The organism is Bacillus kexueae (genome assembly GCF_022809095.1).
GTDB lineage: Bacteria > Bacillota > Bacilli > Bacillales > Aeribacillaceae > Bacillus_BZ > Bacillus_BZ kexueae.
Genome location: NZ_JALAZE010000002.1, coordinates 239,038 through 265,140 on the forward strand (window position 1 = coordinate 239,038; position 26,103 = coordinate 265,140).

Consider the following 26,103-nt stretch of genomic DNA (forward strand, 5'->3'; position numbering starts at 1 on the left):
CAAATGACAAAAGTATATTATAACGGTGATGTAAAAGAGGAAGTTTTACGCGGAAAGAAAGTGGCTGTATTAGGATATGGTTCACAAGGTCATGCTCACGCATTGAATTTAAAAGAAAGTGGTGTGGATGTTGTAGTAGGAGTTAGACGTGGAAACTCCTTTGAAAAAGCACAGCAAGATGGACTTCACGTGACAACTGTTAAAGAAGCTGTTGAAGTAGCGGATGTCGTTATGGTCCTTGTTCCAGATGAAAAACAAAAAGAATTGTATGAAAAGGAAATTAAGCCGGGATTAAAACCTGGAAATGCCCTTGTCTTTGCACACGGTTTTAATGTTCATTTTAATCAAATCGTACCACCTGCTGATGTTGATGTCTTTTTAGTCGCTCCGAAAGGTCCAGGACATTTAGTTCGTAGAACATATCAAGAAGGAGCAGGAGTACCAGCATTAATTGCAGTTGAACAGGATGTTACAGGCGAAGCGAAGGACTTAGCACTAGCCTATGCAAAAGCCATTGGTTCAGCGCGGGCAGGTGTTTTAGAAACAACCTTTAAAGAAGAAACAGAGACAGATCTTTTCGGTGAACAAGCGGTCCTTTGTGGGGGACTTACTTCATTAGTAAAAGCCGGATTTGAAACGTTAGTTGAGGCTGGATACCAACCGGAAGTTGCGTATTTTGAATGCTTACATGAATTGAAACTAATTGTCGATCTTCTTTACGAAGGTGGATTATCAAATATGAGATACTCTATCTCTGACACTGCGCAATGGGGAGACTTTGTTTCAGGGCCAAGAGTGGTGGATGAGAGAGTAAAGCAAAACATGAAAGTAGTATTAGAAGAAATTCAGTCAGGTAAATTTGCAAAAGAATGGATTTTAGAAAACCAAGCGAATCGTCCGCAGTTTACAAGTATTGATAAGCGTGAGCGTACACATCAAATTGAACAAGTAGGTGCCGTATTAAGAGAAATGATGCCGTTTGTCAAACAGAATAAGAAGGAAGCGGTGGTAGCAGGTGAAAAAGGTTAATTTTTTCGATACGACTTTACGAGATGGGGAACAATCAGCAGGGGTTAATTTAACACAAAAAGAGAAGTTGGAAATTGCAAAGCAATTAGAACGTCTTGGAATGGATGTCATTGAGGCAGGATTTCCTGCCTCCTCAAAAGGGGATTTAAAATCTGTCCAAGAAATTGCTAGAACCGTTCGCTCATCTTCTGTTACAGGATTAGCCAGATCTGTCCAATCAGATATTGATGCAGCGTGGGAAGCATTAAAAGACGGTGCGCACCCGCGATTACACGTATTTATTGCAACTTCACCTATTCATCGTCAATATAAGTTGAAAATGACCGAAGATGAAGTAATCGAACACGCAGTAAGATCTGTTCAATATGCATCGAAATATTTCCCCACAATACAATGGTCAGCTGAAGATGCATGCCGAACGGAGTTGCCTTATCTTGCTAAAATTGTAGAGAAGGTAATTGATGCGGGAGCGAACGTAATAAATATTCCAGATACAGTCGGGTACATTACGCCACAAGAGTACGGTAAGATTTTTGAATATTTAAAAAATAATGTCCCGAATATTGATCGAGTTATATTATCGGCTCATTGTCATGACGATTTAGGGATGGCTGTCGTCAATTCGTTAAGTGCTATTGAACATGGGGCTGGCCAAGTGGAAGGAACAATCAATGGTATAGGTGAACGAGCGGGGAATGCTGCTTTAGAAGAGGTGGCAGTAGCTCTCCATATTCGGAAAGATCACTTCCAAGCCGAGACCAATATTCAGTTCCAAGAAATTAAACGGACTAGTGATTTAGTGAGCAAGCTTACTGGAATGATTGTCCCTCCGAATAAAGCGGTTGTAGGGAAAAATGCCTTCGCCCATGAATCTGGTATTCACCAAGATGGTGTTTTAAAAGAAAAGACCACTTACGAAATTATTTCACCAGAGCTAGTCGGGGTGACGACGAACAACTTGGTGCTAGGTAAGCATTCGGGACGACATGCGTTTCGTGTCAAGTTGCAAGAGCTTGGTTTTCAGTTAGAGGAGTCGGTTATGAACCAGTTATTTCATTCTTTTAAGCAGTTATCAGAACGTAAAAAAGAACTGACAGAAGAAGACCTGGTAGCACTTGTTTTAGAAGAACAATTAAAAGGAGATGAAGGGACGTATGAATTAGTTTCCCTTCAGGTCAATTATGGAACGGAAGGAGTTCCAACAGCAACCGTTACATTAAATGACCAAGTGGGTCAGATTATTCAAGAAGCCGCTACAGGGAATGGTAGTGTGGAAGCAATCTACAACACGTTGGAGCGCTGTATGAAGCAATCTATAACTTTATTAGACTACCGTATTCAATCCAATTCAAGTGGTCGTGATGCACTAGCCCAAGTGTATGTAAAAGTAAGGGTTGATGATGTTGAGACTGGCGGACGCGGCATAGCACAAGATGTCTTAGAAGCATCAGCTAAAGCTTACATCAATGCTGTCAATCGAGCGATTTTAATGAACCATACAAAATCGAAAAAAGTTCAACCAACTTTATAACCAAAATTGGAGGGATGAAGATGAGAAAGAAGATTGCAGTTTTACCAGGTGATGGAATTGGAAAAGAAGTCATCCAAGGGGCAATTGACGTTCTACAGACAGTCGGAAGGTATTACCATCATGAATTTGAGTTTCAATATGGTGCGATTGGTGGAGAGGCAATCGATCAGTTTGAATCACCTCTTCCAAAGGAAACCATTGACCTTTGCCGTCAATCAGATGCAGTTTTATTAGGTGCTGTCGGAGGTCCGAAATGGGATCGAAATGAAGCGCATCTTCGTCCAGAGAAAGGGCTACTCGCAATTAGGAAGGAGCTTGATTTATTCGCAAATCTTCGTCCCGTCCAATCATATTCTTCTCTTCAAGAAACGTCGCCATTCAAAGGAGATCATTTAGAAGGGGTAGACTTTTTAATCGTCCGTGAGCTAACTGGAGGGCTGTATTTTGGGAAGCCGAGTGAAAGACTTCGAGACAATGGTGAAGAGGCAGTGGTAGATACGCTATTTTATAAACGTAAAGAGATGGAGCGAATCATCGATACGGCATTCCAATTAGCTAAAAAGCGAAATAAAAAAGTAACATCCGTGGATAAAGCAAATGTTCTTCAATCTAGTAAACTTTGGAGAGATGTGGCAGAAGAAGTGGCTACTAAATATCCAGATGTAGAATTAGAGCATATGCTTGTAGATAACGCTGCGATGCAATTAATTGCAAAGCCACAACAATTTGATGTTATCGTAACGGAAAATATGTTTGGGGATATTTTAAGCGATGAAGCAGCTATGTTATCTGGTTCGTTAGGAATGTTACCGTCTGCAAGCTTATCTTCCAATGGTCTACATTTATATGAGCCTGCACACGGTTCAGCGCCAGATATTGCTGGAAAGCAAATTGCTAATCCGATTGCAATGATCTTATCTGCTGCAATGATGCTTCGACATTCATTCCAACTAGATGAAGAAGCTGGAGCTATTGAAAAAGCTGTCAAACACGTGCTGGAAGCTGGGAAGCGTACGAAGGATTTAACGTACCAAAATCGCTTTGTAAGAACAAATGAGATGGTGGAAGAGATTAAAGAAGCGTTAGCTGATGATTTTGCCATTTTAAATATTATGGAGGCATATGCCTAAAGGAATGAAAAAGAGCTTTTCTTTCAGTTGAGAGAAAAGCTCCCTTTCTTCTATTGAAAGTATGAGGAGGGATTATATGAAACCGAAAAATATTATTGAAAAAATTTGGGATCAACACGTTGTTTTATCCGAAGAAGGAAAGCCGGATTTATTATATATTGATTTGCACTTAATTCATGAAGTGACATCACCACAAGCGTTTGAAGGATTGAGGGTAAAGGGGAGAAAAGTACGGAAGCCCCAAAATACATTTGCAACAATGGACCACAATATTCCGACGAAAAATCGATATCAGTTAGAAGATGAAGTTGCAAAAAACCAAATTCGGGCACTTGAAAGAAACTGTCATGAATTTGGTATTGAATTAGCCGGATTAGATAGTGAAGATCAAGGAATTGTTCATGTCATTGGACCGGAGCTAGGATTAACGCTTCCTGGGAAAACCATTGTGTGCGGAGATAGTCATACGTCAACTCACGGAGCTTTCGGTGCTTTAGCATTTGGAATTGGAACGAGTGAAGTTGAGCATGTGTTAGCTACACAAACTTTGTGGCAGCATAAACCGAAAACGCTCAAAGTGGAAGTGAATGGGGAACTGAAGTTTGGTGTCACGGCGAAAGATGTCATTCTTTATATTATTGGAAAGTATGGAGTTGATTTTGGTACGGGCTATGTCATTGAATATGCAGGTGAATGTATTCGAAAAATGTCGATGGATGAGCGAATGACCATTTGCAATATGTCTATCGAGTTTGGAGCCCGTGCTGGTCTAGTAGCACCGGATGAGACAACTTTTGAGTATGTGAAAGGAAGAAAATATGCACCGAAAGGGGAAGCTTTTTCGCAGGCTATTGCTTACTGGAAATCACTGAACTCTGACGAAGGTGCGGAATATGATCAAACGATTGTCATTCAAGGAGAAGATATTGCACCAATGGTGACGTGGGGAACGAATCCTGGAATGGTTGTACCGGTAGACGAAAGTGTTCCATCTCTCAGTCAAGCTAAAGATGAGAAAGAACGTACGTCATTCCAAAGAGCTTATGAATATATGGGGCTGAACCCTGGTGAGAAAATCGATCATGTCTCAGTTGATTATGTGTTTATCGGTTCCTGTACAAACTCGAGGCTTTCGGACTTACGAAATGCAGCAGAAGTTATCAAAGATAAACATGTTCATCCATCTGTTAAGGCAATTGTTGTACCTGGGTCTCAATCTGTTAAACGTCAAGCTGAGAAAGAAGGTTTGCATGAAATTTTCATAAAAGCTGGGTTCGAGTGGCGAGATTCTGGGTGTAGCATGTGCTTAAGCATGAATAACGATGTCGTACCGTCAGGAAAACGTTGTGCCTCCACTTCGAATCGAAATTTTGAAGGTCGCCAAGGAAAAGGGGCTAGAACTCATTTAGTGAGCCCTGCCATGGCAGCTTCAGCAGCACTTTATGGGCACTTCGTAGATATTCGAAAAATAAAAATTAGCTCATTTACGTCTTAAGGAGGAAGTCAGATGCAACCATTTCAATCAGTTACGAGCAAAGTTGCCGTTTTAAATCGCGCTAATGTTGATACAGATCAAATCATTCCTAAGCAGTTTTTAAAACGTATTGAACGAACAGGTTACGGTAAGTTCGCCTTTTTTGATTGGCGTTATTTTGAAGATGGATCGCCGAATCCGAACTTTGAATTGAACTACGAAAAATATAAGGGAGCTGAAATTTTATTAGCAGGCCCTAACTTCGGTTGTGGTTCTTCTCGAGAGCATGCACCGTGGGCACTTGCAGACTATGGATTTAAAGTTATAATGGCTCCGTCTTTTGCTGATATTTTTCATCAAAATTGCTTAAAAAATGGTCTATTGCCTATTCGTATGAAAGATGAAAACATGAAACAACTCCTAAAAAAGGCTTTAGGAAATGATTATGAATGTACAGTCGACTTAGAAGGTCAACGTGTTTACGACAAGGACGGTTTTGAATTTTCTTTTGAAGTCGACCCACATTGGAAGGAAATGCTTCTTCATGGTCGTGATGAAATCGCCTTTACATTATTATATGAAGAAAAAATTAAAAGCTATGAGAAAGAGAAAGTAGTTTTTTAGGATGTTTTCGTACTTTAACAGCGTTAGTCTAAAAGGAATGGATACAGTTTAGTTTATATATAAGACTACTTTCAAAAGTATTGTTGTTCTTTGTGCTACACTCGGAAAGCAAGTGACTGGCGCTTCTTGTTAAGTATCCATTTTAAAATGGTTATAAAAACAACTACACAAAATGTAGCCAAGTAGATGAAGAGAACAATTAAAGCTCTCCTCATCTACTTCTTCATAACTTCTTCAACCCATACTCCTATAAATGAAAAATGTAAAAGGTAGTTGCCCTTTTCATCTCTACCTCGTTTCTTGTATTCTCCTATATACACTGGTAAACTTGAAAGAAACATACGTTATAAAGAGGGTATTCCGTCATGAAAAAGGATGAAAAGAAAGTTGTTCCATTACCTGGATTGAAGCGTAGGCTAGTTGATAAAGGTATGGAAGCTTTAAGAGAAAAAGATTTTGAAGCATCGTTACGCTATTTCAAAGAGGCTGAGCAGTGGGATGATGAAGATAGTGAAATCATGCTCGGGATGGCAATTAGTTTGCTTGAGCTTGGAAACTTAGCTGAAGCAAAAAACATTTGTAAAAAGATGCTAAATGAAGATAGAGGCAATTATTTCACCGTTCTGCAAATTTATTTAACGATTTTAATTCAAATGGGGAATTATACCGAAGTCCAGACGACGATTGAAGCAGTCCTCGAAGAAAATAAGGTTCCGGCTAATCATGCTGAACAATTATATAAATTGCTTGATTTTGCTAGGCGAATGAACAAAGCGGAAGATCCAACAGATGATGATATTCCATTACATCAATTGTTGGAATCATTTGAACAGCAAGCGAAGTTTGTTCAACAAGTTCAGCAAAAAAATGCCATTAAGTACATAAGTACCATTCAACAATTTCTTGAGCATGAAGAAGTTCATCCAATTGTCAAAACGATGCTTTTACAAGTTTTAAAAGAACAGGAAATTTTCCGGAAACTAGTTGTGAAGAAGTTTGAACAAGAAATGACGGTCATTCCATTAGAGCTTAAAGATTTATCTGAAGATATTTTTGTTCAGCGAGTGTTAAATCGATTAGAAGATGAATTGTCCAATGAAAATCCGACATTATTTGAGTCATTAAAAGATCTGTGGCTTCGATTTTTATATGTGATGTACCCATTTTCACCGATTCCCAAAAATGAGGAGCTGTGGGCGGGGGCACTTCATTTAGTCGGTTATCAAATGTTCGGAATAGAAGTTGAAGAGGAAGAAATGTTAGCGCTATATAACGTTTCAATCCATGAACTTGAGCCAATCATTGAACAAATTCACTACATAGAAGAAATTTCAAACTTGCAAATATAGTGTATCTATTGAAAGCAAGAGATTGTATGTTATAATAAAATGGTTGCAAAAGAATGTTTTTTCTATGAACATCTTGCGCAAGAACTCGTACATACGGGTATATCCAATTGGTGACTTGTTAAAAATGAACAAGGCATACAAGTATACTTACTTACGCTATATGAAACAATATTTATAGATTGTTGGAGGGAAACACATGTCTGCTAAATGGGAAAAGTTAGAGAATAATCAAGGTGTGTTAACGGTAGAAGTTGACGCAGAACAGTTCGACAACGCGTTAGACGAAGCGTTCAAAAAAGTAGTAAAGCAAGTTTCAATTCCTGGATTCCGTAAAGGGAAGATTCCTCGTAGCCTTTTTGAAAAGCGCTTCGGTGTAGAAGCTCTTTATCAAGATGCGTTAGATATCCTTTTACCAGTTGCTTATCCAAAAGCAGTTGAGGAAGCTGGAATCGAGCCAGTTGATCGTCCGGAAATCGACGTTGAAACAATCGGAAAAGGTGAAAAACTTGTATTCACTGCTAAAGTTACTGTGAAGCCTGAAGTGAAATTAGGAGACTACAAAGGTTTAGGTGTTGAAAAAGAAGACACAACAGTAACAGACGAAGATGTTGAAAACGAGTTAAAGCAATTACAAGAGCGCCATGCTGAGTTAGTTGTAAAAGAAGAAGGTGCTGTTGCTGAAGGCGATACAGTAGTTATCGACTTTGAAGGTTTCGTTGACGGTGAAGCTTTCGAAGGTGGAAAAGCTGAAAACTACTCTTTAGAAATCGGTTCTGGTACATTCATCCCAGGATTTGAAGAGCAATTAGTTGGTTTAGAAGCAGGATCAGAAAAAGATATCGAAGTAACGTTCCCTGAAGAATATCATGCTGAAAACCTTGCAGGTAAGCCAGCAACATTCAAAGTGAAAGTTCACGAAATTAAAACTAAAGAACTTCCTGCTTTAGATGATGAATTTGCTAAAGATGTGAACGAGGAAGTTGAAACATTAGACGAGCTTAAAGCTAAAACAAAAGAGCGTCTAGTAGAGCAAAAAACTCAATTTGCAGAAAACAAACTTCGCGATGATTTAGTTGAAAAAGCGGCTGAAAATGCTGAAGTTGAAATTCCAGAAGTAATGGTAGATCAAGAAGTTGATCGCATGATGAGAGAGTTTGAACAACGTTTACAAATGCAAGGCATGAACTTAGAGTTATACTTCCAATTCTCTGGCCAAGATGAAGATGCATTACGTGCACAAATGAAAGAAGATGCACAAAAACGTGTGAAGTTCAACTTAACTCTTGAAGCAATCGCGAAAGCAGAAGAGCTTACTGTTACTGATGAAGAAGCGGAAGCAGAAATTGCAAAAATGGCAGAAATGTACAACATGTCTGTAGAAAACGTTAAAGCTGCTTTAGGTTCAACTGAAGGAATTAAAGAAGATCTTAAAGTACGTAAAGCAATCGACTTCTTAGTTGAAAACAACTAATTTTTTGCATAATATTATTGTCTGTAACGTAAATAATACAAATAAGGAACAAGGCGCGACTTGATCGTGCCTTGTTTTATAACAATTTTATACTTTTCAACAATAAATCGTAGCAATGAATCATAGCCTCCAAGTATACATCAAATCGCACTTTCATTTCAGAACTCCAAAAAATACTTTAGAGGATTGAAGGAATTTACACTTAGTAAAACGAATTACATAGTAATGGAATACCTAGCGAAAAACTGTAAATGGTAATCGTAAGCGTCGGTGGTTTTGAACAAAGAAAGATGGGTATTCTAAACAACAAATCGTACATAGTGATGATTGAACAAGCGCACATTGCATATTACTAACGTTTTTTTCTCAATGTATGTTACAATGCAATACATATTAGACGTTTGATTTTGGACATATCTAATAGCCGACTCCCTTTTTTGTAATGGAAAGGTCAAATATTGTCAATTACATATGCTGGTTATTGGATAAGAGATAAAGAACCAAGGGGTGATACCATGATTAAATTTAATGATGATAAAGGTCAGCTTAAATGTTCATTTTGTGGCAAGACTCAAGATCAAGTGCGCAAACTCGTAGCTGGACCAGGTGTATATATATGTGATGAGTGTATTGAACTATGCACAGAAATCGTGGAAGAAGAGTTAGGAACTGAAGAAGAAGTTGAATTTAAGGATGTTCCAAAACCGAAGGAAATCCTTGAAATCCTTGATGAATATGTAATCGGTCAAGAACAAGCGAAAAAGTCATTGTCAGTAGCAGTGTATAATCATTACAAACGAATTAATTCTAACAGTAAAATTGATGATGTAGAGCTTGCAAAAAGTAACATTTGTTTAATTGGTCCGACTGGTAGTGGTAAAACATTATTAGCTCAAACGTTAGCAAGAATATTAAATGTTCCTTTCGCAATCGCCGATGCAACATCTTTAACAGAAGCTGGATATGTAGGAGAAGATGTAGAAAACATCTTGTTAAAGCTTATCCAAGCAGCTGATTACGATGTTGAAAAAGCAGAAAAAGGAATTATTTACATCGACGAAATTGATAAAGTAGCCCGAAAATCAGAAAACCCTTCCATTACACGTGATGTGTCTGGTGAAGGAGTTCAGCAAGCGTTGTTAAAAATTCTAGAAGGAACGGTTGCGAGTGTACCACCTCAAGGCGGTCGTAAGCACCCTCATCAAGAATTTATTCAAATTGATACAACAAATATTTTATTCATTTGTGGCGGAGCGTTTGACGGTATCGAGCAAATTATTAAACGCCGCCTAGGACAAAAAGTAATTGGATTTGGTGCTGAAAACAAACAAAAAGAATTAGACCAAAAAGAACTGTTATCAAAGGTACTTCCAGAAGATTTATTAAAATTTGGATTAATTCCAGAGTTTATTGGTCGTTTACCGGTTACAGCGAGCTTATTGCCGTTAGATGAAGATGCTCTAATTCAAATTTTAACTGAGCCAAAAAATGCTCTTGTGAAACAATACCAAAAAATGCTTGAGCTAGACGGTGTAGAGCTTGAATTCGAAGATGATGCGTTACGTGAAATTGCGAAAAAAGCAATTGAGCGAAAAACGGGTGCACGTGGTTTACGCTCCATCATTGAAGGAATTATGTTGGATGTGATGTTTGATTTACCGTCACGTGACGATGTAACGAAATGCGTCATTACAGCTGAAACAGTGTCAGCTAAAACGTTACCGAAGCTCGTCTTAAATGATGGAACAGTCCTTGTCAATAACGAAGATAAATCAGCTTAAAACAAAAGGTCACTCCCAGAGGGTAGTGACCTTTTTTGTTGTTACAGAAAGTTTAAGTTCAATAAAGTGTTAAAGTATTCTCTTTACCGTTTTTTGGTGTCTAGCTCCATGCGTCATTAGCTCGGGTCGCTTCGGCCCTGCTGTGGCGACGGAAGTCTCCCCGCAGGTCCTCCAGCTCCCTTCGCCTAAGGACTTGCGCTTTCGGCTTTTCTTATTATATCACTTTCCCTTTAAAGATCCTCAATTGTATTAATGGAATGAAATCATGGCATGACAAGTTGGGCAAGATATTTGCTTTAACTCATATGTTTCCCCATCCATCACGTACTCTTCAACATTTCCGCAATGACAATGAACATGCATCACGACATCTGAAGATTGCTCTCTATTGTCCATCCAAGGATCCTCCTTTTTCTTTTTGAAATCTAAAATATGCAATTTTCGAAGGTTATATGCACGTAGGTTTAATGTCCTTCTTTTGCGGAGATAATAGAAGAAACTGTTTGACAAATAAATGGATAGCTGACTCAAGCATTGTAAAGAATAATGAATGAGTACGGATATGTATGGATCGCATTGGGAGGGAAATGTTATGAATTGGACAAGTGTGGCACTTTTTATACAACTTTTTTTTGGAGTAGTCATCGGCCTTTATTTTTGGAACTTACTTAAAAGTCAACGAACACAAAAAGTATCCATAGATCGTGAGTCCCGTAAGGAAATGGAACAACTTCGAAAAATGCGATCGATTCAATTATCGATTCCATTGGCGGAAAGAGTTCGACCGAGAAGCTTTAAAGATATCGTCGGTCAGGAAGACGGGATTAAAGCACTGAAAGCGGCACTATGTGGACCCAATCCGCAGCACGTTATCATTTACGGACCTCCTGGAGTCGGCAAGACAGCAGCAGCACGACTCGTGCTGGAGGAAGCAAAACAGAGTGTGCATTCACCGTTTAAAAATAATGCTGTTTTTGTAGAATTAGATGCAACCACTGCTCGATTTGATGAGCGCGGAATAGCAGACCCACTCATCGGATCTGTTCATGATCCAATTTATCAAGGAGCGGGAGCAATGGGACAAGCAGGAATTCCGCAGCCGAAGCAAGGGGCAGTAACCCATGCGCACGGAGGAGTTTTATTCATTGATGAAATTGGGGAGTTACATCCCATTCAAATGAATAAACTATTAAAAGTTTTGGAAGATCGTAAAGTATTTTTAGAAAGTGCTTATTATAGTGAAGAGAATACTCAAATTCCAAAGCATATTCACGACATTTTTCAAAATGGATTGCCGGCTGATTTTCGTTTAATTGGTGCAACGACTCGTACCCCTAATGAAATACCCCCAGCGATTCGCTCTCGATGCTTGGAAGTGTTCTTCCGTGAGTTGGATCAAGAAGAGCTTGCGGCTGTTGGGAGAAAAGCAGCTAAAAAGGTTAACATGGTCATAGGGGAAGAAGCAATTTCCGTATTAACTTCCTATACGAGAAATGGTCGAGAATGTGTAAATATGGTCCAAATTGCAGCGGGTATCGCTTTAACAGAGAAACGACAAGAAATAACTGTAGCTGATATCGAATGGGTCGTCCAATCTAGTCAGCTGACACCACGAATGGATCGTAAAGTAAAAGATGCACCTCAAATCGGCCTTGTTAACGGGTTAGCCGTATATGGTCCGAATACTGGAGCTTTATTAGAAATTGAAGTAACGGTAATCCCAGCTTCGGAAAAAGGCGTCATGAATATTACAGGAATTGTGGAAGAAGAGAGTATTGGAGATAGAGGAAAATCCATTCGTCGCAAAAGCATGGCGAAAGGGTCGATTGAAAATGTCATTACGGTATTGCGTTCGATGGGTGTTAATGCTGAAGACTATGATATTCATGTTAATTTTCCAGGCGGTATTCCGATTGATGGACCAAGTGCGGGAATCGCGATGGCGACAGGAATTTTTTCGGCCATACATAAAATTCCAATTGATAACCATGTGGCCATGACGGGTGAGATGAGTATCCATGGTCAAGTTAAACCGATTGGTGGAGTATTAGCTAAAATTAAAGCAGCTAAGCTGGCGGGTGCAAAAAAGGTCATCATTCCGAAAGAGAATGTTCAATCATTAATGAAGGATGTTGAAGGTATCGAAATCGTCCCAGTAGCTCATTTTCAAGAAGTGTTAGATATCGCTCTCCTTAATCCGCCTACAGAATTGAGACAAGCGTATACATTTCCAAAAAAAGAATCAGTTTAATTAGTGAATGTCGTCCTTTCTATTTTAAAAGGGGCGACATTTTTTAGGTTTAAGCTCAAGAATAAACATAAATACAGCACTTAATACATCGACAAACGGGTATACTACATACGTAGGAATGCAGAACGTGGGTATTAAGACTCTTCTCAATAGACACGTGAATGAGAATAGGATAGAATTGAACAAGAACAATTTTCGACTTACATCAATGGAGGTGTTACATGATGGCGAAAACTGAAACGAGAATCGTCCCCCTCCTACCGCTTCGTGGTTTGTTAGTTTACCCGACGATGGTTTTGCACTTAGATGTTGGAAGGGAAAAATCAGTACAAGCTTTAGAACAAGCGATGATGGGCGATCATATAATCTTTTTGACGACTCAAAAAGAAATATCAATTGATGATCCAAAAGAAGAAGATATATATCATATAGGAACTTTAACAAAAATTAAACAAATGTTAAAACTTCCAAACGGAACGATTCGTGTGCTTGTAGAAGGTTTACAACGTGGGGAAATTAAAACGTTCTTACAAGAAGACACTTACATGTCTGTTGAAGTGACAACATATGAGGAGCGGACGGAAAAAGACGTGGAAGAAGAAGCGTTAATGCGGACGGCTCTTGACTATTTTGAACAATACATAAAAATGTCCAAAAAATTAACGAGTGAAACATTCGCGACCGTTACAGATATTGATGAACCTGGAAGACTCGCTGATTTGATTGCATCCCATTTGCCAATTAAGTTGAAGGATAAGCAACAAATTTTAGAAACATATGATATTAAAGAACGACTAAACACTGTAATAGAAATCATTCATAATGAAAAAGAAGTTCTCCAGCTTGAAAAAAAGATTGGACAACGTGTAAAACGTTCGATGGAACGAACGCAAAAAGAATATTATTTGCGTGAACAAATGAAGGCAATTCAAAAAGAATTAGGCGAAAAAGAAGGAAAAGCTGGAGAGGTAGATGATCTAAGATCTCGCATAGCAAAAGCTCAGATGCCTGAGAATGTAGAAAAAACTGCATTGAAGGAATTAGAAAGGTATGAGAAGATTCCTTCATCCTCAGCTGAAAGTGCTGTTATTCGTAACTATATTGATTGGTTATTAGCTCTTCCTTGGACGAACGCGACAGAAGATCGCTTAGATGTAAACATAGCTGAGGAATTGCTAAATGAAGAGCATTATGGTCTTGAAAAGGTAAAAGAACGGGTGTTAGAATATTTAGCCGTTCAACAATTAACGAATTCTTTAAAAGGGCCTATCTTGTGCCTTGCGGGCCCTCCAGGAGTGGGGAAAACATCCTTGGCTCGCTCTGTTGCGAAGTCGCTAAACCGTCATTTTGTTCGAATTTCATTAGGTGGTGTCCGAGATGAATCGGAAATACGGGGACACCGTCGAACGTATGTTGGAGCTATGCCAGGTAGAATCATTCAAGGGATGAAGAAAGCGGGAACTATTAATCCAGTTTTCTTATTAGATGAAATTGATAAAATGTCATCCGACTTCCGAGGCGATCCTTCCGCTGCTTTGTTGGAAGTATTAGATCCAGAGCAGAATCATAACTTCAGCGATCATTATATCGAAGAAGCATATGATTTATCGAACGTCATGTTCATCGCTACAGCTAATAATTTAGCGACAATTCCAGGGCCACTAAGAGACCGTATGGAGATTATAACCATAGCTGGTTATACGGAAGTAGAAAAAGTGAATATTGCAAAAGACCATTTGTTGCCTAAACAATTAAAAGAACATGGATTGAAAAAGTCACAGCTTCAATTGCGAGAAGATGCAATCGTTAGTGTCATTCGCTATTACACAAGAGAGGCTGGTGTTCGTGGTTTAGAGAGAAAGCTTGCTGCAATATGCCGAAAAGCAGCTAAGCTGATTGTGACAGGTGAACGAAAACGCATCGTTTTAACCGATAAAAACATCGAAGAATATTTAGGCAAAAAGCTGTTCCGTTACGGACAAGCTGAATTGCAAGATCAAGTTGGAGTGGCAACAGGGCTTGCGTATACAACAGCAGGCGGAGATACCCTTTCAATAGAAGTTTCATTAACTCCTGGGAAAGGAAAATTAATGCTAACTGGGAAGTTAGGGGATGTAATGAAAGAGTCAGCACAGGCTGCATTTAGCTACATTCGATCACGTGCTGAAGACTTGAATATTGACCCAAATTTCCACGAAAAGCATGATATTCATATCCATGTCCCAGAAGGTGCAGTGCCGAAAGATGGACCTTCTGCAGGAATTACAATGGCTACGGCTCTTATTTCCGCATTAACTGGAAAACCGGTGAGTCGTCACGTAGGGATGACAGGAGAAATTACGTTGCGAGGTCGAGTATTGCCAATTGGCGGTTTGAAAGAGAAAGCATTGAGTGCTCATCGTGCAGGAATTACGAAAGTTATCTTGCCTCAAGACAATGAGAAAGACATCGAGGACATTCCAGAAAGTGTTCGAAATGAATTAACTTTCGTTTTAGTTTCTCATCTCGATGAAGTGTTAAAACATGCTTTAGTAGGAGAGGTTTTATGAAAATAAAGAGTGCAGATATTGTGATTAGCGCCGTGAAAAAGGAGCAATATCCGAGTGATGGACTTCCGGAAATAGCGCTAGCTGGTCGTTCTAATGTAGGGAAGTCTTCTTTTATTAATAGGCTGATCAACAGAAAAAATCTAGCCCGTACATCTTCTAAACCGGGGAAAACACAAACGTTAAACTTCTACATTATTAATGAGCAGTTTCATTTTGTAGATGTCCCAGGTTATGGTTTCGCCAAAGTTTCAAAAAAAGAGCGTGAAGCTTGGGGAAAGATGATTGAAACGTATTTAACAAGTCGAAACGAGCTAAAAGCGGTTGTGTTAATTGTTGATGTTCGTCATGCACCTACAAATGATGACGTTATGATGTACGACTTTTTAAAGTACTACAATATACCCGTTATTGTAATCGCCACAAAAGCGGATAAAATTCCGAAGGGGAAGTGGCAAAAACATTTGAAAGTTGTCAAAGAAACATTGCAAATGGATCCAAGTGATGAATTAATCTTATTTTCTAGTGAAACTGGGAAAGGGAAAGAAGAAGCTTGGGCTGTGCTATTAAAAGCAATGGGATTAAATTCATAAGGTTCATGGGTGTTAATCCATGCAGTGAATGGCGGTAACTCCAAAGGGAACATCACGGCCGAAGACTTCACAGACAATCTTGGGGTTGAGAAGGCTGTTAAAAAATGGATAGGTTGTGACCACGAAAGTGTCCGTCCTTCGCAAAGGTTAAACGAAAAACAACAAACCAATAGAAAAGCTATGTAAAAAGAAAGGCTGACAATTAGCCAGCCCTTTAGCGATAAAAGCAGATGAAGAGAGTTAATTCTCTTCATCTGCTTTTTGTATTTATAGGTTTTGAAAGATTAATTAGTTAGGAAAAACGCTTTTTAACAAATTATTGGATAAAAATTTAGGAAAATGAAGGAAAAGTTAGGAATTTACAGCATGTTTACGAATAAATTAGGTAACGTGATGAGAGGTTGTTTGTTGATGGATGAGAATACGATAGTAGGAGTGAGGCGCTTTGATACTGAATTTGCTTAACGTTTATAATTATTATTGACGGAAAATTCAATAAAATAAGGGGGCGTCATGGTTGAAAAAAACGATAGGGTTTATCTTGCTAGTCATTGGTACTGCTCTAATGATTGCAGGGTGCAACGATGAAACAAGTACAGATTCATCTAATATGAAGTTGGTGGAAGAAGGAAAATTTACATTCGCAGCATCTGGTGAGTATGCGCCCTTTAGTGTAACGGATGGAAATGGTCAAATGTCTGGGTTTGATATCGATGTGGCCAACGAAATTGCAGATCGGCTAGGCTTGGAACCAGTTCAAAACAAATTTAAGTTCGCCGGAATTGTAGAAGGAGTGAAAACAGGTCGATTTGATGCAGCTGTAGCAAGTCATACCATTACGGATGAACGAAAAGAACATGTCGCTTTTTCAACACCATACTATTACTCAGGTCCCCAAATTTTCGTTCGACCAGATAGCGATATTGAATCAATGGAAGATTTAGAGGGAGTAGAAATAGCGGTTTCAAAGGGGTCTACATATGCAACAATTGCAAGTGAAGCAACTGATCGAGTCGTTCAATACGATAGCGATGTTGTAGCTTTAGAAGCTTTAAGTAAAGGGAAGCACGATGCTGTAATAACGGATTTCGTCACTGGGAAAGAAGCCATTGGAAAAGGGTTAACGATTGAAGGGCGACAATCGCTTGGAACGAGTGAACAAGCCATTGCCGTATCAAAAGAAAATGAAGAGCTTTTACAAAAAATAAACGAAGCTTTACAAGCAATGCGGGAAGATGGCACTTTAAAAGAAATTAGTGAACACTATTTTGGTGAAAATATTACCACGCAGCCAGAATGACGACGCTGAAAAGATGTGCCAAACTCGGTGCATCTTTTTTCATTGGTAACGGAGCTGATCTTAAAGTATGATATGGAACAAAACTAAAAGCGAAAGGCGTCGACTTACGCCTAAAGCACTCCGCCTCCAGTGTATATAACCAAAAAAACAATAATCTTTTAAAATAACTTTAAATCAGGGGATGAGAAATTTGCCGACGTTTTCACATGTTTTTGAAAAATTTATTGGCTCAATTGATATCTTTTTTAAAGGAATGCTCATGACACTGCAAGTGACGTTGGTATCGGTGTTTATTGCGGTTTTTATTGGGCTCTTTTTTGCTTTCTTGAAAATTTCAGAGCGAAAAGTGTTAGAATGGATAGCTGATCTTTACATTTACTTAGTTCGAGGCACCCCGTTAATTGTTCAAATTTTTATTTTCTATTATGGGTTAACAACACTCCATATTTCTCAATTTTGGTCCATAGTACTTGGCCTTGCTTTCCATAACGGTGCTTACATTGCTGAAATATTTCGCGGAGCAATCCAATCTATTGATAAGGGGCAGATGGAAGCAGGAAGGTCACTTGGCATGAGTCAAACGTTAACGATGAGAAGAATTATTTTACCTCAAGCCTTTCGTCGTGCTATGCCGCCTTTAGGCAACCAATTTATTATTGCGTTGAAAGACTCTTCACTAGCTGCTTTTATCGGTTATTATGAATTGTTTAACGTTGCAACTACAGAAGGTGCTAATTCGTTTGATTATATGACGTATTTACTCATTGTAGCGGTTTATTATTTATTCTTAGTCTTTATTTTGACACTGCTTGTCAACGTTGTTGAGAAGAAACTTGCGGTTAGTGAGCGATAGGGGGGAAAGTTGTGGAGAAACGAAAAATGATCGAAGTTGTAAAGCTTAATAAATCATTTGGTGAATTACACGTATTAAAGGATATAGATTTAACGATATATGATCGAGAAGTCGTTTGTTTAATTGGCGCAAGTGGTTCAGGGAAAAGTACATTATTAAGATGCTTGAATTTCTTGGAAATGAAAGATGGTGGGGATATCCTCATAGATGGAGAAGAAATTGATATAAAAACACATGATTTGAATGCCGTTCGGCAAAAGGTGGGCATGGTTTTTCAACATTTTCATCTGTTCCCTCATAAAACTGTTCTTGAAAATGTCATGGAAGCACCATTATATGTGAAAAAGCGACCGAAGGAAGAAGTGAAAGAAGAAGCAAGAAGCTTGCTTGAAAAGGTTGGGTTGCTTGAAAAAGAACATGTTTACCCACAGAAGTTATCTGGTGGGCAAAAGCAAAGGGTAGCGATTGCACGTGCCTTAGCAATGAAGCCGAAAGTGATGCTGTTTGATGAACCAACTTCTGCATTAGATCCAGAACTTGTCGGAGAGGTATTAACTACGATGAAAGAACTAGCGAATGAAGGAATGACGATGATAGTTGTCACACATGAGATGGGATTTGCCAAAGAAGTGGCTGATCATATCGTCTATATGCATGATGGAAGGATTGTTGAAGTAGGATCACCTCACCAAATTTTTCATGAACCGAAAGAAAAAAGAACAATGGATTTTCTTCAATCTGTGTTATCTTGATTTTATGGTAAAAGGGTGCGAATTTTGATTGTCGCACCCTTTTCAGCTGAAAAGAAAACATTGCTAAAATTTCCGCATAACCTACCTTTTGCGAACGAATAATAAGTAGACACCTAGTAGGATGAATAAAAAAGGCCAATAATTTTCGGCAACCTTTACAACGTGTTCAAAGACACGTAAAAACTCCATTATTGAGGAGAGAAAATATAAAAATAAGCCGATAAATAGAAGAACAAGCGAAGGAAAGATTCCTGTTTTCGTCTTGATTGCTTGAAAGAACAAACCAATCGAGGTAATCCATAAAAATGCAATTAAATCTCCAGGCCAAAACGATAAAGTAGGTCCTATTAGAAAATGAAATCCAATTCCTGTAAAAAGAGTGGCCGGCAGTAAGTGGTGGGGTTCTCTCTCCATCGCGCTATGTATGTAAAAGGCAATACCGAACAATATAAGGAGCGTTGGCCAACTAAAAATGTCTTCAAACAGCTTAATCTTGAACTGAATACATAAAAAATACAATCCAATTTCAACAAGTAAGATCGCAGGCAATGTCCACTGCTTCTTCATGTATCTTCACCTCTGGAGAAGTTTAGTAGCTTGATTCAATTGGTTCATTTTGATAAAGTACATTTGAGGACTTTTAATATTAGAATTAATATAATTTGATAATGTTTATCTATCGTTTAGGAAGAATCATCCTTTCTTATAAAGAAAGGAAATCTCCTACTTAGTTATGTTACAATATTTGTGACGGATTTCTATTGCTATCTTATCATAGAGTTTCATATACTGTTCACATTTTTTAAAAGAACGTTTTTTATGTCATGTTATAATTATAGTTATCATACACCGAAGGGAATGGATGGGGGGTTCATCATGCATATTTTGGCGATTGGTTTAAACTATAAGACTGCCCCTGTTGAGATTCGCGAGAAGCTAAGTTTCCATGAAAACGATTTAGCAAAGGCGATGAAGCAGTTAAAAGAACAAAAAAGTGTATTAGAAAACGTAATCGTTTCCACGTGCAATCGTACTGAGATTTATGCAGTCGTTGATCAACTTCATACTGGTCGTTATTATTTAAAAGCTTTTTTAGCTGACTGGTTTCAGATGGAGATTGACGATTTTGCTTCTTATATAAAATATTATGAGAATGACCATGCTGTTGATCACTTATTTAAGGTGTCATGTGGCCTCGATTCAATGGTGTTAGGGGAAACGCAAATTTTAGGACAAGTTCGTTCTAGTTTCTTACTGGCCCAAGAAAGTGGAACGATTGGGACGGTTTTTAACCATTTATTTAAACAAGCCGTTACTTTAGCTAAACGAGCACATGCGGAGACAGATATCGGTTCGAATGCTGTTTCGGTTTCATATGCTGCTGTAGAGTTAGCGAAAAAGATTTTCGGTCAATTAAATCAAAAGCGAGTGCTCATTTTAGGTGCTGGGAAAATGGGCGAGCTAGCTGTGCAAAACTTACACGGTAGTGGTGTAGAAAACATTACAGTCATAAACAGAACGTATGAAAAGGCGGTACAACTAGCTGAACGATTCCGAGGAGAGGCAAAACCGCTAACGGAATTACAATGTGCCCTATTAGAAGCAGATATTCTTATTAGTTCAACAGGTGCAAGTCATTATGTAATCACTAAAGAAATGATGGAGCATGTTGCTCAACTACGTAAAGGTCGTCCACTTTTTATGGTTGATATAGCTGTTCCGCGTGACTTAGATCCTGCTATCAACGAGTTAGAGAGCATATTCTTATATGATATTGACGATTTAGAAGGAATCGTCGAAGCGAATCTAGAGGAAAGAAAAAAGGCTGCACTTCAAATTGAACTATTGATAGAAGAAGGGATTGTTGAATTTACCCAATGGCTCAATACGCTTGGTGTTGTTCCGGTTATTTCCGCATTACGCCAAAAAGCGCTAACTATCCAAGCAGAAACGATGAAGAGTATTGAACGGAAAATGCCGAATTTAACAGAACGTGAAAAGAAAGTGTTAAATAAGCATACGAAGAGTATCATTAATCAGCTATTGCGTGACCCAATTTTGAAGGTAAAAGAGCTAGCTGCTGAAAAAGATAGCGACCAATATTTACAGCTCTTCCAAGAGATTTTTAACATTGAAGAAGAAACGGACAAAGAACGGAAGAAAGCTGACTTACCGATTTACGAAAAAGGAAGAGAAAACGAAAAGGCTTCACTTCAAATGTAAGTGAAAGGGAATGAAGATATGATTGATACAAGTCTTCTTCGTATAAACGAATTGATGGTATTGTTGTACGCATTGAGTGTGCTATTGTACTTTATAGACTTTTTACACAGTAACCGGAAGGCCAATGTCGCTGCCTTCTGGTTACTTTCTATTGTATGGATATTACAAACCGTTTTTTTATTTAATCAAATGATTGTATATGATCGATTCCCCGTGTTAAACGTGTTTGAAGGACTTTACTTTTATACGTGGGTGTTGATTACGTTATCACTCGTTTTACATCGATTCATAAAAGTTGAATTTATTCTGTTCTTTACCAATATCATTGGGTTTATTATGATTTCCCTGCATACGTTTGCCCCATCCAATGCCATATCAGCCGAAGTGTCAAGCCAACTTGTTTCGGAATTGTTGCTTATACATATCACGATGGCAATCTTAAGTTATGGAGCGTTTTCTTTATCGTTTGTTTTTTCTATTTTGTATATCATTCAATACAATTTATTAAAAAAGAAAAAATGGGGAAAACGTCTATTACGTATTCAAGATTTAGCAAAGCTTGATCACATGGCTTATGTATTAAATGTTATTGGGGTGCCCATTTTGTTGTTAGGATTAATTTTAGGGGTTATTTGGGCTTATATAAAAATTCAGCATTTCCATTGGTACGATACGAAAGTCCTCGGATCGTTCATGGTAATCGTCATTTATAGTTTTTACTTATATAGTCGAATCGTGAAAAAGTGGCAAGGGAAAACAGTCGCTTTATTAAATATCGCTTCTTTTCTTATTTTATTAATTAATTTCTTTTTATTTGGCAGTTTATCACGCTTTCATTTTTGGTATTCGTAGCAGTTAAAGTAGGAGGATGAGCATGAGAAAAATTATCGTAGGTTCTAGACGAAGCAAGTTGGCGATGACGCAAACGAAATGGGTTATTTCTCAATTAAAGGAACTAGGTGTACCGTATGAATTTGAGATTAAAGAAATTGTAACAAAAGGGGACAAAATTTTAGATGTTACACTTTCTAAAGTAGGTGGAAAAGGCCTGTTCGTAAAGGAGATTGAGCAAGCAATGTTAGATGGAGAAATTGACATGGCTGTTCATAGTATGAAAGATATGCCGGCTGTTCTACCTGATGGGTTAATGATAGGGTGTGTCCCTGAGCGTGAAGATTATCGCGATGCTTTAATCGCTAAAGGGTACCAGACGTTCCGTGATTTAGCACCGGGTTCAGTAATTGGAACAAGTAGTTTAAGAAGAGGTGCCCAATTGTTAGCGATGCGTCCGGATTTAGAAATAAAATGGATTCGTGGTAATATTGATACGCGTTTGGAAAAGTTAAAAAATGAAGAATATGATGCCATTATATTAGCGGCTGCTGGTTTGAAACGGATGGGATGGAGTGACGAAGTGGTAACGGAGTTTTTAGATGCTTCGATTAGTCTTCCAGCCGTAGGGCAAGGTGCTTTAGCGATTGAGTGTCGTGAAAGTGATGCTGAATTACGGGAAATGCTTCAAAAGTTAAATCATCCTGAAACAGCGCTGGCTGTTCAAGCAGAACGCTCTTTCCTTCATAAGATGGAAGGTGGATGTCAAGTTCCGATTGCTGGTCTAGCTACTGTCTTAGATAACGACGAAATTTCCTTTACAGGTCTTGTTGCTTCAACGGATGGGAAAATCGTATACAAAGAGACGTTAACTGGAAAAGACCCAATGGAACTAGGAGAGCGGGTCGCTAAGTTGCTATCGGAAAAAGGTGCAAAAACGTTAATAGACCAAGTGAAAAAGGAGCTTGACCATGAATGAGTGGGCAATCTTCACTAAATGGTGTAAGAATTATTAATTCTCGTGCCCTGCATCAATTAGGCGAACTGACAGAGCTTATTGAACGAAATGGAGGGATTTCCATCGAAATCCCTTTCTTAAAGATAACAAAGACGAAAAATATTACACTTCGCAGCTTTTTTCCTGAATTATCACCTGGAGATTGGCTTGTATTTACAAGTAAAAATGGGATTAAGTTTTTCTTTGAGCACATGGAAGAAGAAGGGTTTAATAAGCGAGATGTAGATTCCTTCAACGTAGCAGTGGTTGGAGAGAAGACAAAGCAATATTTACATAAATACGGAATACAGGCTTCGTTAATGCCGAAAACATTTACAGGTGAAGATTTAGCGAAAGAGCTAGTCCAGAAAGTACCCAAAACAAAGAGGATTGTTGTCGTGCGAGGTAATTTAGCAAAACCTTCTCTTCGTCAATCGTTAATCGAGCTTGGATACCATTGCATTGATTTTATTGTTTACGAGACGATAGAGGAAATTGAACAGGGAGACAAACTTTATTCTTCTTTACTCAATTACGAAGTTGACTATATTACCTTTACAAGTTCATCGACAGTACGAAGCTTTATGAGCTGGTGTGAAGAACGGAACTTCTCTTGGCATCACTTATCCTTTGCTTGTATTGGCAAGGTGACAGAGGAAACACTCCGGTCTTATCAAGCGCACAATGTTCTAGTCCCAGAGCGGTTTACGTTGGAGGACATGCTTCAAACAATTGTTGAGGATGTTGAAATGAAAAGGAGGAGTACGTAATGAACACTTTATTTAATCGTCATCGCCGTCTTCGTCATAGTGCGAATATGAGAGCAATGGTAAGAGAAACTTTTTTACATACAGAAGATTTAATTTACCCAATTTTTGTCGTAGAGGGAGAAAATCAAAAGAATCCAGTTCAATCCATGCCAGGTGTCTATCAGCTTTCATTAGATTTATTGCAGGAAGAAATGAAAGAAGTTGTTGACTTAGGAATCAAATCGGTCATTGTCTTCGGTGTTCCTGCCCATAAAGATGAAGTAGGTTCTCAAGCATATCATGAATGTGGGATTGTTCAACAAGCCATTAAGCAAATCAAGCGAGAATATCCTGAAATGGTTGTCATTGCTGATACATGTCTCTGTCAATATACAGACCACGGACATTGTGGCATCGTTGAAAACGGCGTGGTTTTAAATGATCCTTCTTTAGAACTACTTGCTAAGACGGCTGTAAGTCAAGCGAAAGCTGGAGCTGATATTATTGCTCCTTCAAACATGATGGACGGTTTTGTCGTATCAATTCGTCAAGCATTAGATGAAGCAGGATTTGAACATATTCCAATCATGTCTTATGCCGTGAAATATGCAAGTGCCTTTTACGGTCCGTTTCGTGATGCAGCCCATAGTTCACCGCAATTTGGTGATCGAAAAACGTACCAAATGGATCCTGCCAATCGCTTAGAAGCGTTGCGTGAAGCTCAATCGGATATCGAAGAAGGAGCGGATTTCTTAATAGTTAAACCTGCCCTTTCGTATTTAGATATTATTCGAGAAGTGAAAGACCATTTTCCGGTTCCGGTCGTTGCTTACAATGTAAGTGGTGAGTATTCCATGATTAAGGCGGCTAGCCAAAATGGATGGATCAATGAAAAAGATACGGTTCTTGAAATGTTAACAAGCATGAAGAGAGCTGGCGTTGATTTAATGATTACTTATTTTGCTAAAGACGTTGCGAAGTGGTTAAGCGAAAAATAAAAGGATATTCAGGAGGGTGTACCGATGAGTCGTTATCAGCGTTCACACGAAGCCTTTGAAAAGGCAAAACAACTAATGCCAGGTGGGGTTAACAGCCCTGTTCGAGCATTTAAATCTGTAAGCTTAGAACCAATTTTCATGGAAAGAGGAAAAGGATCAAAAATCTATGATATTGACGGTAACGAATACATTGATTACGTTTTATCGTGGGGTCCTCTTATTTTAGGTCATGCGAACGACCAAGTAGTAGAGGCTTTAAAAAAGGTGACAGAAGGCGGGACAAGCTTTGGTGCGCCGACGCTTATTGAAAATAAGTTGGCAGAGCTAGTTATTGAGCGAGTTCCGTCCATCGAAGTAGTACGAATGGTCAATTCAGGTACTGAGGCAACGATGAGTGCTTTACGTCTTGCGAGAGGTTACACTGGACGAAATAAAATTTTAAAATTCGAAGGTTGTTATCACGGGCATGGAGACTCTTTACTAATTAAGGCCGGCTCCGGTGTCGCGACACTTGGTTTGCCAGATAGCCCAGGAGTACCTGAGGGAGTGGCGTTAAACACGATAACAGTTCCGTACAATGATATGGAAAGTGTGCGTTATGCTTTTGAACAGTTTGGTGATGATATCGCTGGCGTTATCGTAGAACCAGTGGCAGGAAATATGGGGGTTGTTCCACCTCAAAATCAGTTCTTACAACAATTAAGAGACATTACGAATGAATACGGCTCGTTACTCATTTTTGACGAAGTAATGACGGGCTTCCGTGTCGATTACCAATGTGCTCAAGGGTATTATGGTGTTACGCCAGATCTTACGTGTTTAGGAAAGGTCATTGGGGGAGGCCTGCCTGTTGGAGCATACGGTGGTAAAGCTGAAATTATGGAGAAAATTGCGCCGAGTGGGCCAATTTATCAAGCAGGAACGCTTTCAGGGAACCCATTAGCAATGACTGCGGGATATGAAACATTACGTCAGTTAACCCCTGAAGTTTATGAAGAGTTCAGAAGAAAGGCTGACCGTTTAGAAGAAGGATTTACGAATCTTTCAAAGACATATGATGTACCACTAACGGTAAATCGTGCAGGTTCGATGATTGGCGTATTCTTTAATGGGGAAGAAGTGGTAAATTATGAAACAGCGAAGCAATCCGACTTATCGTTTTTCGCTGATTTCTATCGTGAAATGGCTCAAGAAGGTGTTTATTTACCACCATCACAGTTTGAAGGATTATTCTTATCCACGGCTCACACAAATGAGGATATTGAAAAGACAATTGAAGCAGCAGAAAAAGCATTCGCGGCATTAAAAAAATAATAAAAGAAGATAAATTTGAAAAAGCAGACGAATTGTCTGCTTTTTTGATTGTTACAGAAAGTTTAAGTTCAATAAAGTGTTAGAGTATTCTCTTTACCGTTTTTTTGGTGTCTAGCTCCATGCGCCATTAGCTCGGGTCGCTTCGGCCCTGCTGTGACGACGGAAGCCTCCTCGCAGGTCCTCCAGCGCCCTTCGCCTAAGGACTTGCGCTTTGCGCTTTTCCTATTGAATTACGTCACTTTTTTGATACGTACTGAGCTGAAGTTAAGTCTCTCCTTTTACTCGATATAGATTTAAGTTTAATGGT

22 protein-coding genes are annotated in these 26,103 nt (G+C 38.8%); 20 read left to right on the forward strand and 2 right to left on the reverse strand.

Going from position 1 to position 26,103, the window contains the following annotated elements:
- Positions 1-3: 3 nt before the first annotated feature.
- The 8 genes from ilvC to clpX all read left to right on the forward strand — a co-directional run bounded on the left by ilvC (position 4) and on the right by clpX (position 10,389).
- On the forward strand, positions 4-1,029 hold the full coding sequence (gene ilvC / locus ML543_RS05415; RefSeq protein WP_243386133.1) for a ketol-acid reductoisomerase: 1,026 nt from the start codon (positions 4-6) through the stop codon (positions 1,027-1,029).
- Positions 1,016-2,560 (forward strand): 2-isopropylmalate synthase, encoded by a 1,545-nt coding sequence (locus ML543_RS05420; protein WP_243386134.1) that lies wholly within the window; start codon positions 1,016-1,018, stop codon positions 2,558-2,560. Before ilvC ends, ML543_RS05420 begins: the two co-directional genes overlap by 14 nt.
- A 20-nt stretch (positions 2,561-2,580) precedes the next feature.
- Positions 2,581-3,690 (forward strand): 3-isopropylmalate dehydrogenase, encoded by a 1,110-nt coding sequence (gene leuB / locus ML543_RS05425; RefSeq protein WP_243386135.1) that lies wholly within the window; start codon positions 2,581-2,583, stop codon positions 3,688-3,690.
- A gap of 76 nt (positions 3,691-3,766) precedes the next feature.
- Positions 3,767-5,185 (forward strand): 3-isopropylmalate dehydratase large subunit, encoded by a 1,419-nt coding sequence (gene leuC / locus ML543_RS05430; protein WP_243386136.1) that lies wholly within the window; start codon positions 3,767-3,769, stop codon positions 5,183-5,185.
- 12 nt (positions 5,186-5,197) lie between these two features.
- The gene (gene leuD / locus ML543_RS05435; protein ID WP_243386137.1) at positions 5,198-5,788 is read left to right on the forward strand and encodes a 3-isopropylmalate dehydratase small subunit; all 591 of its coding nucleotides are present in this window, start codon (positions 5,198-5,200) and stop codon (positions 5,786-5,788) included.
- 365 nt (positions 5,789-6,153) lie between these two features.
- A complete protein-coding gene (locus ML543_RS05440; RefSeq protein ID WP_243386138.1) occupies positions 6,154-7,137 on the forward strand; it encodes a tetratricopeptide repeat protein in 984 nt (327 codons plus the stop codon).
- Between the two features lie 196 nt (positions 7,138-7,333).
- Complete coding sequence (gene tig, locus ML543_RS05445) at positions 7,334-8,608, forward strand: trigger factor (RefSeq protein WP_243386139.1); 1,275 nt, start codon at positions 7,334-7,336, stop codon at positions 8,606-8,608.
- 515 nt (positions 8,609-9,123) lie between these two features.
- Positions 9,124-10,389 (forward strand): ATP-dependent protease ATP-binding subunit ClpX, encoded by a 1,266-nt coding sequence (gene clpX / locus ML543_RS05450; protein ID WP_243386140.1) that lies wholly within the window; start codon positions 9,124-9,126, stop codon positions 10,387-10,389.
- Between the two features lie 249 nt (positions 10,390-10,638).
- Here the strand turns inward: clpX and ML543_RS05455 are convergent, their stop codons facing one another.
- On the reverse strand, positions 10,639-10,785 hold the full coding sequence (locus ML543_RS05455; RefSeq protein WP_243386141.1) for a hypothetical protein: 147 nt from the start codon (positions 10,783-10,785) through the stop codon (positions 10,639-10,641).
- Positions 10,786-10,981: 196 nt separating this feature from the next.
- Here ML543_RS05455 and lonB point away from each other — a divergent pair, with 196 nt between their 5' ends.
- From lonB to ML543_RS05485, 6 genes are all read left to right on the forward strand, one after another.
- Positions 10,982-12,640 (forward strand): ATP-dependent protease LonB, encoded by a 1,659-nt coding sequence (lonB, locus tag ML543_RS05460; RefSeq protein ID WP_243386142.1) that lies wholly within the window; start codon positions 10,982-10,984, stop codon positions 12,638-12,640.
- A gap of 224 nt (positions 12,641-12,864) precedes the next feature.
- On the forward strand, positions 12,865-15,189 hold the full coding sequence (lon, locus tag ML543_RS05465; RefSeq protein WP_243386534.1) for an endopeptidase La: 2,325 nt from the start codon (positions 12,865-12,867) through the stop codon (positions 15,187-15,189).
- Positions 15,186-15,779 carry a ribosome biogenesis GTP-binding protein YihA/YsxC gene (gene yihA, locus ML543_RS05470; RefSeq protein WP_243386143.1) on the forward strand — a complete coding sequence of 198 codons (594 nt, stop codon included), beginning with the start codon at positions 15,186-15,188 and terminating at the stop codon, positions 15,777-15,779. The genes lon and yihA overlap by 4 nt, the downstream gene beginning before the upstream one ends.
- A 565-nt stretch (positions 15,780-16,344) precedes the next feature.
- On the forward strand, positions 16,345-17,079 hold the full coding sequence (locus ML543_RS05475; RefSeq protein ID WP_243386536.1) for a transporter substrate-binding domain-containing protein: 735 nt from the start codon (positions 16,345-16,347) through the stop codon (positions 17,077-17,079).
- 181 nt (positions 17,080-17,260) lie between these two features.
- Entirely contained in the window at positions 17,261-17,932 is a 672-nt protein-coding gene (locus ML543_RS05480; RefSeq protein WP_243386144.1) for an amino acid ABC transporter permease, read from the forward strand.
- 26 nt (positions 17,933-17,958) lie between these two features.
- Positions 17,959-18,684 (forward strand): amino acid ABC transporter ATP-binding protein, encoded by a 726-nt coding sequence (locus ML543_RS05485; protein ID WP_243386538.1) that lies wholly within the window; start codon positions 17,959-17,961, stop codon positions 18,682-18,684.
- An 81-nt stretch (positions 18,685-18,765) separates the two neighbouring features.
- Here the strand turns inward: ML543_RS05485 and ML543_RS05490 are convergent, their stop codons facing one another.
- Entirely contained in the window at positions 18,766-19,251 is a 486-nt protein-coding gene (locus ML543_RS05490; RefSeq protein ID WP_243386145.1) for a hypothetical protein, read from the reverse strand.
- A gap of 309 nt (positions 19,252-19,560) precedes the next feature.
- Between ML543_RS05490 and hemA the strand changes: the two genes are divergently transcribed.
- From hemA to hemL, 6 genes are read left to right on the forward strand one after another with little or no spacing between them, the layout of a single operon-like run.
- Positions 19,561-20,907 (forward strand): glutamyl-tRNA reductase, encoded by a 1,347-nt coding sequence (gene hemA, locus ML543_RS05495; RefSeq protein WP_243386146.1) that lies wholly within the window; start codon positions 19,561-19,563, stop codon positions 20,905-20,907.
- Positions 20,908-20,925: 18 nt separating this feature from the next.
- Complete coding sequence (locus ML543_RS05500) at positions 20,926-21,759, forward strand: cytochrome C assembly family protein (protein ID WP_243386147.1); 834 nt, start codon at positions 20,926-20,928, stop codon at positions 21,757-21,759.
- A gap of 22 nt (positions 21,760-21,781) precedes the next feature.
- Entirely contained in the window at positions 21,782-22,717 is a 936-nt protein-coding gene (gene hemC, locus ML543_RS05505; RefSeq protein ID WP_243386148.1) for a hydroxymethylbilane synthase, read from the forward strand.
- Positions 22,714-23,505 (forward strand): uroporphyrinogen-III synthase, encoded by a 792-nt coding sequence (locus tag ML543_RS05510; RefSeq protein ID WP_243386149.1) that lies wholly within the window; start codon positions 22,714-22,716, stop codon positions 23,503-23,505. Before hemC ends, ML543_RS05510 begins: the two co-directional genes overlap by 4 nt.
- The gene (hemB, locus tag ML543_RS05515; RefSeq protein WP_243386150.1) at positions 23,505-24,482 is read left to right on the forward strand and encodes a porphobilinogen synthase; all 978 of its coding nucleotides are present in this window, start codon (positions 23,505-23,507) and stop codon (positions 24,480-24,482) included. The genes ML543_RS05510 and hemB overlap by 1 nt, the downstream gene beginning before the upstream one ends.
- 24 nt (positions 24,483-24,506) lie before the next feature.
- The gene (hemL, locus tag ML543_RS05520; RefSeq protein WP_243386151.1) at positions 24,507-25,796 is read left to right on the forward strand and encodes a glutamate-1-semialdehyde 2,1-aminomutase; all 1,290 of its coding nucleotides are present in this window, start codon (positions 24,507-24,509) and stop codon (positions 25,794-25,796) included.
- Positions 25,797-26,103: the final 307 nt, after the last annotated feature.